We start from the raw sequence: 13,663 nt of genomic DNA, 5'->3' as shown, positions 1-13,663 counted from the left end.
CGCCGGACTTTATTCGGGTGTCGAGACGGTAACGCGTCGCGAGCCGCCTGACCACTCCCGCCGCAGCATGGGGCGGTTGCAGGCGCTCAATCCGGGACGCGCCGGTTGCGGGGTGCTCGAACCTCCGCCCTCACGATGGGCCGTGGACCGCGTCCTTGCGAGCGGTGCGAAGCCGGGACGAAGCCGGGACGAAGGGCCGACTCTGGTGCGGCGACCTGCTAAGGCACGGTCAAGTTTCGCCTGTCGCAGCCGCGACGCGCCCCGACCGGAGTACACGTTCATCATGATGGCAGCCCTGCGGGTGGCGGTAGCCTGGGCGACGGTTCTGGCCTTCGCGTGGTTCGGCAAGGACTGGCTCGGAGACCTGTCGCGGCCGCTCTTCGCCGGCGGCCTGTTCGCGTGGCTGCTCGCGGTGATCGTCTGGGCGGCTTTCGGGGTGGTGCACGAGGCCGAGGAACTGGCCCACCGTCTGGGCGAGCCCCTGGGCACCCTGGTGCTGACCCTCTCAATCGTCATCATCGAGGTGGCGCTGATCTCCGCCGTGATGCTGTCGGCCAAGGACGCGCCGACGCTGGGGCGCGATACGATGTTCGCGGTCCTGATGATCGTGCTGAACGGCGTGGTCGGGCTGGGCCTCCTGGTCGGCGGCCTGCGCCATCACCAGCAGCGCTACAACCTTCAGGGCGCCTCGGCCTTCCTGTCGGTGATCATCCCGCTCACCACCATCGCGCTGATCATCCCGAACTTCACCAGCTCCACCAGCGACGGCACCCTGACGATCCTGCAGGCGGTGACGTTCTCGGTGTTCACCCTCGCCCTATACGGCGTGTTTCTGCTGATCCAGACCGGCCGCCACAGCGACTTCTTCATCGATGCGGAAGCCCGCGAGAGCGCCGAGGCGCCCCATGGCGCCGACTCGATCTCGGGGGGCGGCATCGCCAAGCATATCGGGCTGCTGCTCGCCAATGTCCTGCCGATCGTGATCCTCGCCAAGAGCCTCGCGGTGATCCTCGACCACGGCATCGCGGCCCTCGGCGCGCCCTCGGCGCTGGGCGGCGTGCTGATCGCCGCCATCGTCTTCACCCCGGAGGGGATCTCGGCGTTGAAGGCCGTGGCCCGCAACGAACTCCAGCGGGCGATCAATCTGTGCCTCGGCGCGGCCACCTCGACGGTGGGCCTCACCGTGCCGGCGATCCTGACCATCGGGCTGCTCACCGGCCAGACCGTGGTGCTCGGCCTCAAGCCCACCGAGATGACCCTCCTCGCCGTCACGCTGATCCTCAGCGCGCAGACCTTCTCGGGTTCGCGCACCACCGTGCTGGAGGGCGCGGTGCATCTCGTGCTGTTCTTCGTCTACCTCGTGCTGATCTTCAGCCCGTGATCCTCGCGGGGATCGGGTTCGTCACCGACGGCCTTTCCTCTGCGCACTCCGTGACGGGCTCCGTCAGGTCCTGAAGACGGGGACCCGATCGACTCCGCCCTCGCCCCGCCATGCCGGCGCGGGGCCCCGGCGCTCAGGCGCCGAAGCGCTCGGTGCGGATCAGGCCCGGCGCGACGCCCTCCGCCAGGATCAGGTCCGAGGCTGCGGCCACGAACCGGTTGGAGCCGCAGAGGAAGACCTTCCCGGGCGCCCCGATCCGCGCGAGGGCATCGGCGACGAGGGGCGCGTCGATCCGCTTGCCGCCGGGCTCGCGCGTCGTCGCAAGATGCAGGGAGAAGTTGGGATCGGCTTCCGCGAGCCGCTCCAGCTCGGTCACCGCGATGGCCTCCGCCCGGGTGCGGGCCGAGTAGATCAGCGCCGCCGGGATCTGCCGCCAGCCCTGCGCCCGCCGCCGCAGCATCGCCAGGAGCGGCACCACGCCCGACCCGCCGCCGCCCAGGAGCAGCGGCCCGCCATCGGGGCCGTCCCAGGAGAACGAGCCGCCGATCGGCCCGCGCAGCTCGACCCTGTCGCCGATTTCGGCCAAATGCGAGAACCAGCCCGAGACTTCGCCGTCCGGCAGGGCCTCGATCATCAGCTCCAGTGTGCCGCTGCCGTTCTGGGCCGAGGCGATGGAGTAGCTGCGCTGCGCCTGGTAGCCGTCCTCGGCGGTGAGGCGGACATCGACGTGCTGCCCGGCCCGGTAAGCCTCGGCGAGGCTGCAGCGCAGACGGACGCTCCTCACGTGCGGCGTGACCGGCGAGAGCGCGGTGATCTCCGCCTCGTGCCAGCGGAAGACGACGGGCTCGATCACCGACTCAATCACCGATGTAGCGCTGCTCACGCCGGGGATCCCCGTACATGTGGTAGCCGCGCAGCTCCCAGAAGCCGGCCGTGTCCACCTGGGTGAAGCGCAGGCCCTTCACCCATTTGGCACTCTTCCAGAAGTAGAGGTGCGGCACGAAGAGCCGCGCCGGGCCGCCGTGATCGGGGTGGATCGGCTGGCCCTCGTAGCGCGTCGCCACCAGGGCGCGACCGCCCACGAGGTCGGCCACCGGCACGTTCGTGGTGTAGTCGTCGTGGGATTCCGCGAGCAGGAAGTTCGTCGGCGCCTCGATCCCGGCATCCGCCAGCAGGTCGTCGAAGCTGACGCCTTCCCAGGTCGTGTCAAACTTCGACCACTTGGTGACGCAGTGGATGTCGCCCTTCCAGGTGGTGCGAGGCAGCGCCTCGAATTCCGCCCAGCTCCACGCCTTGATCGGCCGCGATCCCGCGCGCAGCGTGAACGTCCAGGTGGACAGGTCAACGGTCGGGTTGGGACCGATCTGGAGGATCGGGAAATCGTCGGTGAGATACTGACCCGGCGGCAGGCGCGCGCCCGTTTCCGGCGGCTGCCTGCGTCCGACGAAGCCCCGTGTCACCATGCCGGTCGCCGCCCCTCTCGCTCTCCCCCCGGGTTTGGTGCGGCGGAGCACCTCGCGTCAAGCCGGCATGTGCGGCCGAACAAACGCCCCAAAGCTCGGGTGTGCTAGCAGGACTGTGCCGATCGATCGGCGCGAATCGCCTGCTTTCAGGGGGATGTCATGAAGTACCTTCTCGCGACGAGCCTGGTCGTCGGGAGCCTCGCCACCCTCGCACCGGCCGCCCAGGCCCGCGACGGGATCGGTGCCGGCGGCGCGGCCGCCCTCGGCGTGCTCGGCGGCCTGGCGGTCGGCGGCGCCATCGCGTCGGCCAACAACGGCTACTATCCGGGCCGCCCGGTCTACCGCGCCCCGCCGCCGGTCTACGTCGAGGAGGATTACGGCCCGGTCTGCCACTTCGAGCGCCGCCGGACCATCGATCCCTACGGCGACGTCTACATCCGCCGCGTTCGCGTCTGCGAATAGGCGGCTTCCGGAGTCGCCTCCGCGGCGAGCGCCGGTTTCAGGCGCTCGGCGCAGGCGATCCCGGCCAACACCAGGGCCAGGGCGAGCGCTTGCGTCGCCCCGAACGGCTCGCCGACCAGCAGGACGGCGAGGATCGCGCCGAAGATCGGCACGAGGTTGACGAACAGGCCGGCGCGATTCGGGCCGATCTGCTCGACGCCGCGCATGAAGAAGAGCTGCGCCAGAAGCGAAGGCCCGAGGCCGACGAAGGCGACCATGATCCAGCCCGCGCGGTTGGGCCAGACGGCGTGCCCCGTCGCCCACTCGACGGCCAGGGGCGGCAGGGATGTGACGAACGCCGCGATGGCCATCGCGGCGAAGAACACGAGCGCCGGCACCTTCGGGCGCGTCGGCAGGACGACCGTGTAGCCCGCGTAGAGCAGGCAGGCCGCGAAGACGAGCACGTCGCCGCGGTTGAAGGCGAGGTTCGTCAGCACCGACCAGTCGCCATGGGTGGCGGCGAGCCCCGCGCCGATCAGCGTCAGAACGACGCCGAGCACCTGCCCAGGCGTGACCGACACCCGGTAGGCGAGCCGGTTCAGGACGATCACCAGGACCGGGATCGCCCCCTGGAACAGGGCGAGGTTGATCGCGCCGGTATGAACGCCGGCCGCATAGAACAGACAGTTGAAGGCCGTGTAGCCCAGGCCGCCCATCAGCAGGATGCGCAGCCAGTGGGGCCGAAGCTCCGGCCAAGCGGCCAGGAGGCGGGTGCCGGCCAAGGGCATGAGGACCAGGCAGGCGACCGCCCAGCGAAGCGTCGTGATGACCTGGGGCGAGACGTGGCCGGGCGCCCAGCGGCTGGTGACGGCGTTGCCGGCCCAGAGGAGCGCCGTGACGGTCAGCAGCAGGTAGGCGGACGCGGCCGGGGAAGCCCGGCTCGCGCCCCGGATCCTCACCGGCGGCGGAACTGGCCGCCCCGCACGGGCGGACGGGGACCGGACGAGCGCTCGTCCTTGTGGCGGAACACGAGGCGCCCCTTCTCAAGGTCGTAGGGCGACATCTCGACCGTGACCCGGTCGCCGGCCAGCGTCTTGATGCGGTTCTTCTTCATCTTGCCGGCCGTGTAGGCCACGATCTCGTGGCCCTGGTCGAGCTGCACGCGGTAGCGCGCGTCCGGCAGGATCTCGATCACGAGACCGTCGAACTGCATCAATTCTTCTTTCGCCATGCACCTTCTCCAGTCGGACCGTCCGGCAGCAGGCGTTCCGGCAATGCGTGTTCAGCTGTCATCGAGCTCGGGAAACGCCGCAGGGCGCGGATCCGATCCGGTGGACCGCCCGCGCCAGCTCAGCAGCACCGCCCGCATGTAGTCCCCGCGGGAACCCGCCGCAAGTCACGGACGCCGAACCCGTTCCGTCATCGACACGTTTCGCCGGTTTTCATCGCCGGCTTTCAGGGCTCCGCGTCGTTGCCGGCATAGTCGAGGCGCCCATCCGCGGTCCGGCGCCAGATCCGGAGGGCGATCGGCGCTGCGGAGCGGTCGCCCCGGGCATCGAAGGCCACCGATCCGAGCAGCGTCCGCGACGGCCCCGCCCGCAGGGCCTCGGCCACCTTGCGGCCGTCGGCGATGCGGCCGGTCTTCGGATCGGCCGCCCGGGCGCGCTCGGTCGCCTGGGTCAGGAGCTCCACGGCCGCGTAGGCCCCGGCCGCGACGCTCTCGGCCTCGGGACTCCGCGGCGCCGGGCGGGCGCCGCGCGGTTCGGGCAGGCGCGGCGGATCGGGCGCCAGGGTCATCACGGTCCCGTCCCCGTCTGCGCCGGCCGCCGCGGCGAAGCTCAGGTCGAGGATGCCATCGCTCGCCACCAGGGTCGTGCCGAGGCCGGCCGCGCGCAAAGCGCGGAGCAGGGTGGCGGCATCGGGCGCGAGCCCGCCGAAATACACCGCATCGAGCCGCGCCGCCCTCAGCCGGGCGACGAGGTCCGAGAAATCGCGGCTGCCCCGGGCGAAGCCGTCGAACAGCACCTCCGGCGTGCCGGCCTCCTTCAGACGCGCCGCCACCGCGTCGGCGAGGCCCCGGCCGAAGGTGGAGCGGTCGCTGAGGATCCCGACCCGGCGCCCCGCGAAGGCCTTCGCCAGGTAGGCTCCGGCCGCCCGGCCCTGCTGGGCGTCGCTCGGGCCCAGGCGGAACAGGTTCCACAGGCCCCGGCCGGTGAGCGGCCCGTAGGCCGCCGCGGGCGCCACCATGACGGCCCCGGCCTCCTCGTAGACGGGCGCCGCGGCCGCGACCGCCCCGGATTCGAGCGGCCCGACCACGAGGCGCACGCCGTCGGCGGCGAATTTCCTGGCGTTCGCGGCGGCCTGCCGGGCCTCGCCGCCGTCGTCGGCGGGGACCAGGACCCAGCGCGGGCGCCCGCCGGCGGCGCGATTGAGATCGGCCACCGCCTGCTCGGCCCCCTGCCGGAGCCCCTGGCCGAAGGCGGCGTCCGGCCCGGTCAGCGGGGCCGATAGCCCGATCCGGACCGGAGCCTGCGCGACGGCCGGGCTAGCCGCGAGGAGACCGGCGAGGATCGGGATGAGGCGACGCATCATGGCGGCACTCTAGGGCCGTCGGAGCCCCATCCGGAAGAGCGACGTCACCGGATCGTTGAACGGATCGGGACGCTGATGCGCGCAGAAGCGCTGGCGGGCGGGCGCGATGTGCGGAATAAGGGCGTCGGCCCGGCCCGTCGCCGGGCGTGCCGGCGCCCCTCCAAGCGTCGCCGGCCGAGACCCTCTGGGACGATTGACGATCATGACCTCGCTGTTCGCCGGCATCCAGAACGCGCCGCTCGACCCGATCATGCGCCTGTTCGAGGCCTTCAACGCCGACCCGAGCCCGAAGAAGCTCAACCTCGTCGTCGGCGTGTACACGGATGCGGACGGCAAGGTGCCGCGCCTGCGCGCCGTGCAGACCGCCGAGAAGCGCTGGATCGAGAAGGGCCTGCCGAAGACCTATCGTCCGATCGAGGGCACCAAGCCGTTCCGCGACGCGGTCCAGGAGCTGCTGTTCGGGAAGGGCGCGCCGATCCTGTCCCAGAACCGGGCGGCGACGCTCCAGAGCATCGGCGGCACCGGCGCCCTGAAGACCGGCGCGGACGTGCTGGCCAAGCTCTTCCCGAACGCCACCGTGGCGGTGAGCAACCCGAGCTGGGAGAACCACAAGGCCCTGTTCACCCAGGCCGGCTTCACCGTGGTCGACTATCCCTACTTCTCGGCCGAGACCGGCGGCGCCGACTATCCGGCCATGAAGGCCTATCTCCAGGATCTGCCGAAGGGGTCGATCGTGGTGCTGCACGCCTGCTGCCACAACCCGACCGGCGCCGATCTGAGCCTCGACGAGTGGCGCGACCTCGTGCCCCTGATGGCGGAGCGCGGCCTGATCCCGTTCCTCGACATCGCCTATCAGGGCTTCGGCAATGGCCTCGATGCCGATGCCGAGCCGGTGCGCCTCTTCGCCGAGTCGGGCCAGGAGTTCCTCGTCGCCTCCTCGTTCTCGAAGTCGTTCTCGCTCTACGGCGAGCGCGTCGGCGCGCTCACCATCGTGGCCGAGAATCCGGCCGCGAAGGCCAAGGTCGAGTCCTTCGCCAAGCGCCTCGTGCGGGCGAGCTACTCGAACCCGCACACCCACGGCGCCGCGATCGTCGAGATCGTGCTCACCGATCCGGAGCTGCGCGCCGACTGGGAGCGGGAGCTCGGCGAGATGCGGGACCGGATCCGCGCCATGCGTGAGCGGATGGCCGACAGCCTGCAGCAGCGCCACCCCGAGCGCGGCTTCGACGCCATCAAGACGCAGAAGGGCATGTTCTCCTACACGGGTCTCAGCCCCGCGGAGGCCACCCGCCTGCGCGAGGAGCACGAGGTCTACGCCCTGGAGACGGGCCGGATCTGCGTGGCCGCGGTCAACACCCACAACATCGACCACGTCATCGATGCGATCGACGCGGTGGTGAAGGGCTGAACATGTGGCGGCCCTCAAGCGCGTCTGCCGGTTCAACGTCTGGATCGATCCGGCCTTCGACGAACGCCTGAGGGCCGAGCCCGATATCGACCTGCAGGTGGGCGACCTGCAGGGCCCGGAGGACAAGCTCCGGGCGCTTCTGGCGCAGGCCCACGTCTTCCACGTCTCTCCGGCGCGGAACGAGCTGCCGCTCCGCTGGCACGTGAGCGACGCCCTGCTGGCCGAATGCCCGAACCTTCTGGCGATCTCGTCGGGCGGGGCGGGCTTCGACACGGTGGACGCCGCTGCCTGCACCCGGGCCGGCGTCGCGGTGATCAACCAAGTGGGCGGCAATGCCCGCTCGGTGGCGGAGCTGGCGATCGGCCTGATGCTCGCCGTCTCGCGCAAGATCTGCGTCTCGGACCGCCTGCTCCGGACCGCGCGCGGCTTCACCCGCGAATCGCTCATGGGCCACGAGATCGGCGGCGCGACCCTGGGCCTGATCGGGATCGGGCATACCGGCCGGGCGGTCGCCAAGCTGGCCCGCGGCTTCGACATGCGGGTCCTCGCCCACGATCCCCTGCTCCCGGACGCCGAGATCCGGTCCCGCGGCGCAGAGCCGGTGGACCGAACGCGGCTGCTCGCCGAGTCCGACATCGTCTCCCTGCACTGCCCCCTCGACGACACGACCCGGGGCAGCTTCGACGCCCGGGCCTTCGCGGCGATGAAGCCGGGGGCGCTGTTCATCACCACGGCCCGGGGCGGCATCCATGACGAGGCGGCGCTCGCCGCAGCGCTCACCGCCGGACACCTCGCGGGGGCGGGCCTCGATGTCTGGACGCCGGAGCCGCCGCCCCTCGATTCGGTCCTGCTGCAGCTCGACACCGTGGTGGCGACCTACCACACCGCCGGCGTCACCCACGAGGCGCGGCGCACCGTAGCGGCCTGGGGCGCGGAGCAGATCATCGGCCTGCTCCGGGGCGAGACGCCGCCGCGGCTCGTCAACCCGGAGGTCTGGCCCGCCGTGCTGGAGCGTCGGGCTCGGCTGCTCGGCGGCGCCTGACCGCGAGCCGGTGCCGGGCTGAAGAAGCTTCGCCTCCGCGTCGATATTGGACGCCGGCTCAGCCGCGACGTCGCGCCGTGATCCCGGGTCGAAGGCGATCCCGTTGCCGCAGGCTGCATGCCGGAGGCGGGCGATCCGGAGCCGGGGTCCGTGCGAGATCTTCTCGCCTCGGTGGGGCTGGATCCCGGGCTCGGCGAAGCGGCCCGAGATGATGGGGCCGAACGGCTCCGATACATCCACCGCTCGCTCGTCCACACACGAGCACCGGAAGTTCGAGGCAACAACGGAGCTGCTCAACCGTACGCCGCGCGCTCCGCCAGCCCGGCCGAACTGTCGATCCCGATCAGATTGTAATTATTCGAAATCTAGCTTTGCGAATCCTTTCGCAATCAAGCTTGACCGTGAATGTTTCTGCACCGTATCTGGCGCCATCCGAAACAGAACGGTCGACATCGTGGTTTGGCGTAACTGTGCAAGACCTTGCACGCAGGCATCGCGCGGCGTTTCCAGGCGCGCGGCCCGAATCTCTCTCTTCCTCGCTCCAGTATTTCTTCCGACTTCCGGCTGGGCACAACCTATCGTTGACAACTCCCAGGAGGTCCAGCTCGAGGAGCTCTCGGTGGCCGGGACCGGCGACGGGCCGTCCCGCATCGACGGCTACCGGGCCACGCGGGCGGTGAGCGCCACGCGGACCGACACGCCCGTGCGCGAGGTGCCCCAGACCATCGTGGCGGTGCCGCAGGAGGTGCTGGAGGACGCGGCGGCCACGCGGATCGACACGGCCCTCGACCTCGCGGGCGTCGGCCGCGGCAACAATTTCGGCGGCCTCGGCCTGACCGAATTCACGATCCGCGGTTTGGCCACCGGCGAGTATTACCGCAACGGGTTCCCGATCAACCGCGGCTACCCGAACAGCCCCGACATCGTCTCCATCGAGCGCATCGAGGTGCTGAAAGGACCGTCGGCCTTCCTGTACGGCCGCGGCGACCCCGGCGGCACCTTCAACATCGTGACCAAGCAACCCCTCGCGGCGCGCTCCCTCACGGTCGGCACGCAGTACGGCAGCTTCGGCGCCAAGCGGAGCACCTTCGACGCCACCGGCGCCCTCGACGAGAGCGGGCAGGTTCTGGCGCGCATCACCGGCGCCGTCGAGGACAACGGCAGCTTCCGGGACTTCGTCACCAGCGACCGCTACGCCCTCGCCCCCGTCATCGCCTGGAAGCCGAACGCGGACACGACCATCACCCTGGAGGGTGACTTCATCAGCACCGCGCAGACCTTCGACCGCGGCATCGTGCCCTTGGGGGGCAACCTGCGCGCCCTGCCGCGCAGCCGCTTCATCGGCGAGCCGGGCCTGCCCCCGGCCCATGTCGACAACGCCCTCGGCCAGCTGCGCGTCGAGCACCGGTTCGACCAGGACTGGGTGCTGAATGCCGGGGCCCAGGTGCTCGGCGGGAACCTGTCGGGCTACGGGGTCGGCGCCATCGGCCTGCTGCCGAACGGGCGGACCCAGAGGCGGACGCTGGAATGGCGGGACCTGACATGGTCCGACCTCGACCTGCAGGCGAATCTCGCAGGCAAGTTCGAGACCGGCCCGTTCCGCCACACGCTCCTGCTCGGGCTGGAATACGAGCTCTATCGCTATCGCGAGGTGTTCGACCGCTCAAATGTGGCGACGAACCCGTTCCTCCTCGATCTGCTCGCGCCCCGTTACGGACAGCCGCTGCCGCCGATCACCGCGCGGGTCACGAATTTCCTGCAGAAGACCGAGAGCTACGCCGGCTACGTGCAGGACCAGATCGACCTCACGCCCCGACTCCACGCCCTCCTGGGCGTCAGGGTCGAGGATCTCGGGCTGGTCTCGACGAACAACCTGACCAAGGCCACCACCGGCCTGCAGGGCCTGGTGGCGACGCCGCGCTTCGGCCTGCTCTACGACCTGACCGACACGGTGGCGGTCTACGGCAACTACGCGCGCTCCTTCCGGCCCAATATCGGCACGGATCGCAGCGGCCGGCCCTTCGCGTTCGAGGCGGGCGAGGGCTACGAGGCCGGCGCGAAGGTCAGCCTCCTCGACGGCCGTCTCGATGCCACCGCCGCCCTGTTCGAGATCCGACGCTCCAACATCCTGAGCACCGATCCGGTCGACCCGAATTTCAGCGTGGCCACCGGCACGGTCCGCAGCCGCGGCTTCGACCTGACCGCCGCCGGCTACCTGGCCCCGGGCTGGCGCGTGATCGGGACCTACACGCGGGTCGACGCCACCGTCGCCCGCGACAACACCCTGCCGGTCGGCACGCGCATCGCCAACGTGCCCGCCAACAGCCTCGCGTTCCAGACCGTCTACGAGTTCCAGAGCGGCGACCTGAAAGGGCTCGGGCTCGGCGGCGGCCTCGACTTCGTCGGCCGGCGCGCCGCGGGAACGGCGCTTTCGACCTTCAACCTGCCGCAATACACGCTGGTCAACCTGATCTCGTACTATCAGATCGCACCGGGCGTGCGGATCTACCTGAACGTCGACAACGTGTTCGACGCGACGTTCTACGATCGCGCGTTCCAGAACCGCTACGCGACGCCGGGGCAGCCCCGCACGATCATCGGCGGCGTCGCCGCCCGGTTCTGAGGATCCGGCCCGAACCCTAGACCGCCGCCGCCCGAATCCAGCCGAGCCCCGCCTCGGTGCCGGCGGCGGGGTGGTACTCGCAGCCGACGAAGCCGGAATAGCCGACCGCCTCCAGGGCGGCGAAGATCGGGTCGAAGGCGATCGTGCCGGTCCCGGGCTCGTGCCGTCCGGGATCGTCGGCGATCTGGACATGGGCGATGAGCGGCGCGTGCGCCCGGATCAGCGCCGCCGGATCGTGGCCGAGGCAGACGCAGTGATAGGCGTCGAACAGCAGCTTGACGTTGTCGCGGCCGATCGCCCGGATCGCCTCGACGGCCACCAGCGGGTCGTCGATCACGTAGTCGGCGATCGAGCCGGGGCCGATCGGCTCCACGATCACCGTCATGCCGCGCGCCCCGGCGGCATCGGCCGCGAAGGCGAGGTTGTCGAGGTAGGTGTCCCAGAGCCGCGCCCGCTCGACCCCCGCGGGACGGACGCCCGCCATCGGGTGGACCATCCGGCAGCCGAGCTGCGCGACGTAGTCGAGGGTCGGCTCGATGGTGGAGCGATAGTACGCGACCCGGTCGGGCAGCGCCGCGAAGCCCTTCTCGCCCTTGGCGGCGTCCCCTGCCGGGAAGCCGGTCTGGACCAGCGGCACGCCCGCCCGTTCCAGCCAGCCCGCGACCTCCCGGGCCGGCGTCGCGAACAGGTTGGGATGCTCGACGGCACGGAACCCCGCCCGGGCCGCCGCCGCGAAGCGTTCGGAGAGCGGCAGCTCCGTGAACAGGAAACCGCAATGGCCGCTGAGACGGTCCTGGAAGGCACCGAGCTTCATGGTTCAGGCGCTCCCGCCGGTCTCGACCATCGCCCGCATCCGGTCGACCGCGGCATGGGGCGCAGTCAGGACCGGGACGTCCACGGCCTTGCGCACCGCCTCGGCCGCCCGGGAGGTGGAGAAATGCGCCAGCATGAGCGCGTCGCAATCGGCAAGCTCCGGTGCCCGCTCGGCGACCAGACGGTTGTGGGTCTCGGCGTCGCCGGCGCGCAGACGCGCCATCGCGTCGTCCACCAGGATCGTCCGCAGGCTCGCCGGACGTCCGGTCTCGGCGACGAATTCCTCGAACTCGTCCGTCATCGTGCCGACCGAGGGGCCGAAAGTCGCCAGCATGCCGATGCGCTCGCCCCTGGCGATGGCGGCACGGAACATCGCCTCGTTCGGCTTGAGCACCGGCACCGGCACGGCCTCCATCAGTCGGTCGATGGCCGGCCCGAAAGCCGAGCAGGTGATCAGGATGCCGTCGGCACCCATGTCGTGGCCGTAGCGGCCGAACCGCACGAAGCGCTCGATCATGGCCTCCGAGATCGCGGCCGGCTCCTTCGCCCGATCCAGCGAGAGACCATCGTCGAGCAGGTTGACCGTCTCGGCCTCCGGCCAGTTCTCCGCGAAGGCGGTCTGGATCGGTGCCATGGCGACCGGTGTCGCGTGCAGGAGGACGATGCGGGGAGCCATGCCGTGTCCCGGGCTGGTCGAAGCGCCGGCCCGCGGCCGGTCGTGGTGTTGTAAGCGATTTCAAATGGGTAGCAAGATAGCGCAGGTCAGGTTCCGCGACGCCCGGGCGGAGCGGTGCTGGCGCGCAGGATCAACGCGGCGTCGATCTCGGTGAGGCGCACCACCGGCTTGCCCTGGATCCGAGCGATCAGGTGGTCGCCGGCGGCGTGCCCGATCTCGGCGGAGTGGATGCGGATCGTCGTGAGCGGCGGGTCCAGGAAGGGCGCGAAGTCGGAATCGTTGTGGCCGATCACCGACAGGTCTCCGGGGATGGAGAGCCCCCGCGCCCGGGCCTCGATCATCGCCCCGAAGGCGATCTGGTCGGTGCCGCAGATGATCGCGGTCGGCGGCTCTCCGCCGGCCAGCATCTGGCGGAATCCGTCGCGGCCGCCGCCGATCCCGTAGGAGATCTCGATGTCGTGCTCCGGGGCGAGACCGAGGCCGCGGGCAGCGAGCGCCGCCGCGATGCCCGTCACCCGGGCGCCGCCGCGATCGTTGTCCTTGCGCAGGCCCGAGATCACACCGATCCGGCGATGCCCGAGATCCATCAGGTAGTTGGCCGCCCGGGCCGCCGAGGCGGCGTTGTCGAAGCCCACGCAGGGGCGCTCGCGGGACAGGCTGAAGGTCTGGACCATCGGGATCCCGGCGCGGGCGATCCGGGCATGGAGGTCCGGATGGTGGATGTCGCCGACCAGCATCAGCCCGTCGACGCCGCGCTCCAGCAGGAAGGTCGCCTCCCGCAACTCGTCCTCCAGGTCGTAGCCGGCATTGGCGGCGACCAGGGTGTAGCCTGCCTGCCGCAGCCGGTCCTGGAAGCTCGACAGGACACGCACGAAGGCTTCGTTCTCGATGTTGGGCACGACGGCGCCGACCGCCATGAACCGGCGCGTCGAGAGCGCCCGGGCCGCCCCGTTGGCGACGAAGCCGAGGTCCTGCGCGGCGCGCATCACGGCCTCCCGCTTGTCGGCCCGGACCCCGGCGAAGCCGTTGAGCACCCGGGAGACGGTGGCGGTGGAAACACCGGCGCGGCGGGCGACATCCCGCGCCACCGGGCCCCGGGATGGCGGGTCGAGAATGTCTCCAGGCAAAGCCCCGGTCAGCTCCCGCGTCGAAATCGTCTGCTTCCCTCAGCCAGCATCGACGGTCAGCGCGATGCGCATCATCCCGGATCGACGGCATATCCGC

At 70.7% G+C, this 13,663-nt stretch carries 13 protein-coding genes; 5 read left to right on the top strand and 8 right to left on the bottom strand.

Annotation, left to right across the window (positions count from 1 at the left end; all coding sequences use genetic code 11):
- Positions 1-283: 283 nt before the first annotated feature.
- Entirely contained in the window at positions 284-1,381 is a 1,098-nt protein-coding gene (locus PQI07_RS15205; protein WP_043346728.1) for a calcium:cation antiporter, read from the top strand.
- Positions 1,382-1,514: 133 nt separating this feature from the next.
- On the opposite strand, the gene PQI07_RS15200 is transcribed toward PQI07_RS15205, so the two are convergent.
- The gene (locus PQI07_RS15200; protein WP_274926884.1) at positions 1,515-2,264 is read right to left on the bottom strand and encodes an FAD-binding oxidoreductase; all 750 of its coding nucleotides are present in this window, start codon (positions 2,262-2,264) and stop codon (positions 1,515-1,517) included.
- Complete coding sequence (locus PQI07_RS15195; protein WP_274926883.1) at positions 2,239-2,844, bottom strand: sulfite oxidase-like oxidoreductase; 606 nt, start codon at positions 2,842-2,844, stop codon at positions 2,239-2,241. Before PQI07_RS15195 ends, PQI07_RS15200 begins: the two co-directional genes overlap by 26 nt.
- Positions 2,845-3,003: 159 nt before the next feature.
- On the opposite strand from PQI07_RS15195, the gene PQI07_RS15190 reads away from it, so the two are divergent.
- The gene (locus tag PQI07_RS15190) at positions 3,004-3,306 is read left to right on the top strand and encodes a hypothetical protein (protein WP_043382873.1); all 303 of its coding nucleotides are present in this window, start codon (positions 3,004-3,006) and stop codon (positions 3,304-3,306) included.
- On the opposite strand, the gene PQI07_RS15185 is transcribed toward PQI07_RS15190, so the two are convergent.
- From PQI07_RS15185 to PQI07_RS15175, 3 genes are all read right to left on the bottom strand, one after another.
- Entirely contained in the window at positions 3,276-4,244 is a 969-nt protein-coding gene (locus PQI07_RS15185; RefSeq protein WP_274926882.1) for a DMT family transporter, read from the bottom strand. The two genes, PQI07_RS15190 and PQI07_RS15185, sit on opposite strands and share 31 nt — an antisense overlap.
- Positions 4,241-4,516: a translation initiation factor IF-1 gene (gene infA, locus PQI07_RS15180; protein ID WP_012320343.1), complete on the bottom strand. Its 276-nt coding sequence runs from the start codon at positions 4,514-4,516 to the stop codon at positions 4,241-4,243. Before infA ends, PQI07_RS15185 begins: the two co-directional genes overlap by 4 nt.
- Positions 4,517-4,740: 224 nt before the next feature.
- Entirely contained in the window at positions 4,741-5,877 is a 1,137-nt protein-coding gene (locus tag PQI07_RS15175) for a branched-chain amino acid ABC transporter substrate-binding protein (RefSeq protein ID WP_274926881.1), read from the bottom strand.
- Positions 5,878-6,079: 202 nt separating this feature from the next.
- Between PQI07_RS15175 and PQI07_RS15170 the strand changes: the two genes are divergently transcribed.
- The 3 genes from PQI07_RS15170 (at position 6,080) to PQI07_RS15160 (ending at position 10,950) form a co-directional block, all read left to right on the top strand.
- A complete protein-coding gene (locus PQI07_RS15170; RefSeq protein ID WP_274926880.1) occupies positions 6,080-7,285 on the top strand; it encodes an amino acid aminotransferase in 1,206 nt (401 codons plus the stop codon).
- Positions 7,286-7,289: 4 nt separating this feature from the next.
- Complete coding sequence (locus tag PQI07_RS15165; RefSeq protein ID WP_053609487.1) at positions 7,290-8,327, top strand: hydroxyacid dehydrogenase; 1,038 nt, start codon at positions 7,290-7,292, stop codon at positions 8,325-8,327.
- Between the two features lie 619 nt (positions 8,328-8,946).
- Positions 8,947-10,950 (top strand): TonB-dependent siderophore receptor, encoded by a 2,004-nt coding sequence (locus tag PQI07_RS15160; protein WP_107088726.1) that lies wholly within the window; start codon positions 8,947-8,949, stop codon positions 10,948-10,950.
- Positions 10,951-10,966: 16 nt separating this feature from the next.
- Here PQI07_RS15160 and PQI07_RS15155 read toward each other — a convergent pair whose 3' ends face one another.
- The 3 genes from PQI07_RS15155 to PQI07_RS15145 all read right to left on the bottom strand — a co-directional run bounded on the left by PQI07_RS15155 (position 10,967) and on the right by PQI07_RS15145 (position 13,566).
- A complete protein-coding gene (locus PQI07_RS15155; RefSeq protein WP_053609489.1) occupies positions 10,967-11,764 on the bottom strand; it encodes a hydroxypyruvate isomerase family protein in 798 nt (265 codons plus the stop codon).
- A 3-nt stretch (positions 11,765-11,767) separates the two neighbouring features.
- A complete protein-coding gene (locus tag PQI07_RS15150; protein ID WP_053609490.1) occupies positions 11,768-12,439 on the bottom strand; it encodes an aspartate/glutamate racemase family protein in 672 nt (223 codons plus the stop codon).
- A gap of 86 nt (positions 12,440-12,525) precedes the next feature.
- A complete protein-coding gene (locus tag PQI07_RS15145) occupies positions 12,526-13,566 on the bottom strand; it encodes a LacI family DNA-binding transcriptional regulator (RefSeq protein ID WP_043382860.1) in 1,041 nt (346 codons plus the stop codon).
- Between the last annotated feature and the right edge of the window lie 97 nt (positions 13,567-13,663).

The sequence above is a fragment of the Methylobacterium sp. 092160098-2 genome, assembly GCF_028920805.1.
GTDB classification, from domain to species: domain Bacteria; phylum Pseudomonadota; class Alphaproteobacteria; order Rhizobiales; family Beijerinckiaceae; genus Methylobacterium; species Methylobacterium fujisawaense.
Note: the sequence above shows the minus strand (reverse complement) of the source record. Positions and strands in the feature narration are given on the sequence as shown.

Bases quoted from the DNA above. Each gene is read 5' to 3' on its own strand.
- PQI07_RS15170 (WP_274926880.1), top strand. From the start codon at position 6,080: ATGACCTCGCTGTTCGCCGGCATCCAGAACGCGCCGCTCGACCCGATC.
- PQI07_RS15195 (WP_274926883.1), bottom strand. From the start codon at position 2,844: ATGGTGACACGGGGCTTCGTCGGACGCAGGCAGCCGCCGGAAACGGGC.
- PQI07_RS15150 (WP_053609490.1), bottom strand. From the start codon at position 12,439: ATGGCTCCCCGCATCGTCCTCCTGCACGCGACACCGGTCGCCATGGCA.
- PQI07_RS15175 (WP_274926881.1), bottom strand. From the start codon at position 5,877: ATGATGCGTCGCCTCATCCCGATCCTCGCCGGTCTCCTCGCGGCTAGC.
- PQI07_RS15205 (WP_043346728.1), top strand. From the start codon at position 284: ATGATGGCAGCCCTGCGGGTGGCGGTAGCCTGGGCGACGGTTCTGGCC.
- infA (WP_012320343.1), bottom strand. From the start codon at position 4,516: ATGGCGAAAGAAGAATTGATGCAGTTCGACGGTCTCGTGATCGAGATC.
- PQI07_RS15155 (WP_053609489.1), bottom strand. From the start codon at position 11,764: ATGAAGCTCGGTGCCTTCCAGGACCGTCTCAGCGGCCATTGCGGTTTC.
- PQI07_RS15190 (WP_043382873.1), top strand. From the start codon at position 3,004: ATGAAGTACCTTCTCGCGACGAGCCTGGTCGTCGGGAGCCTCGCCACC.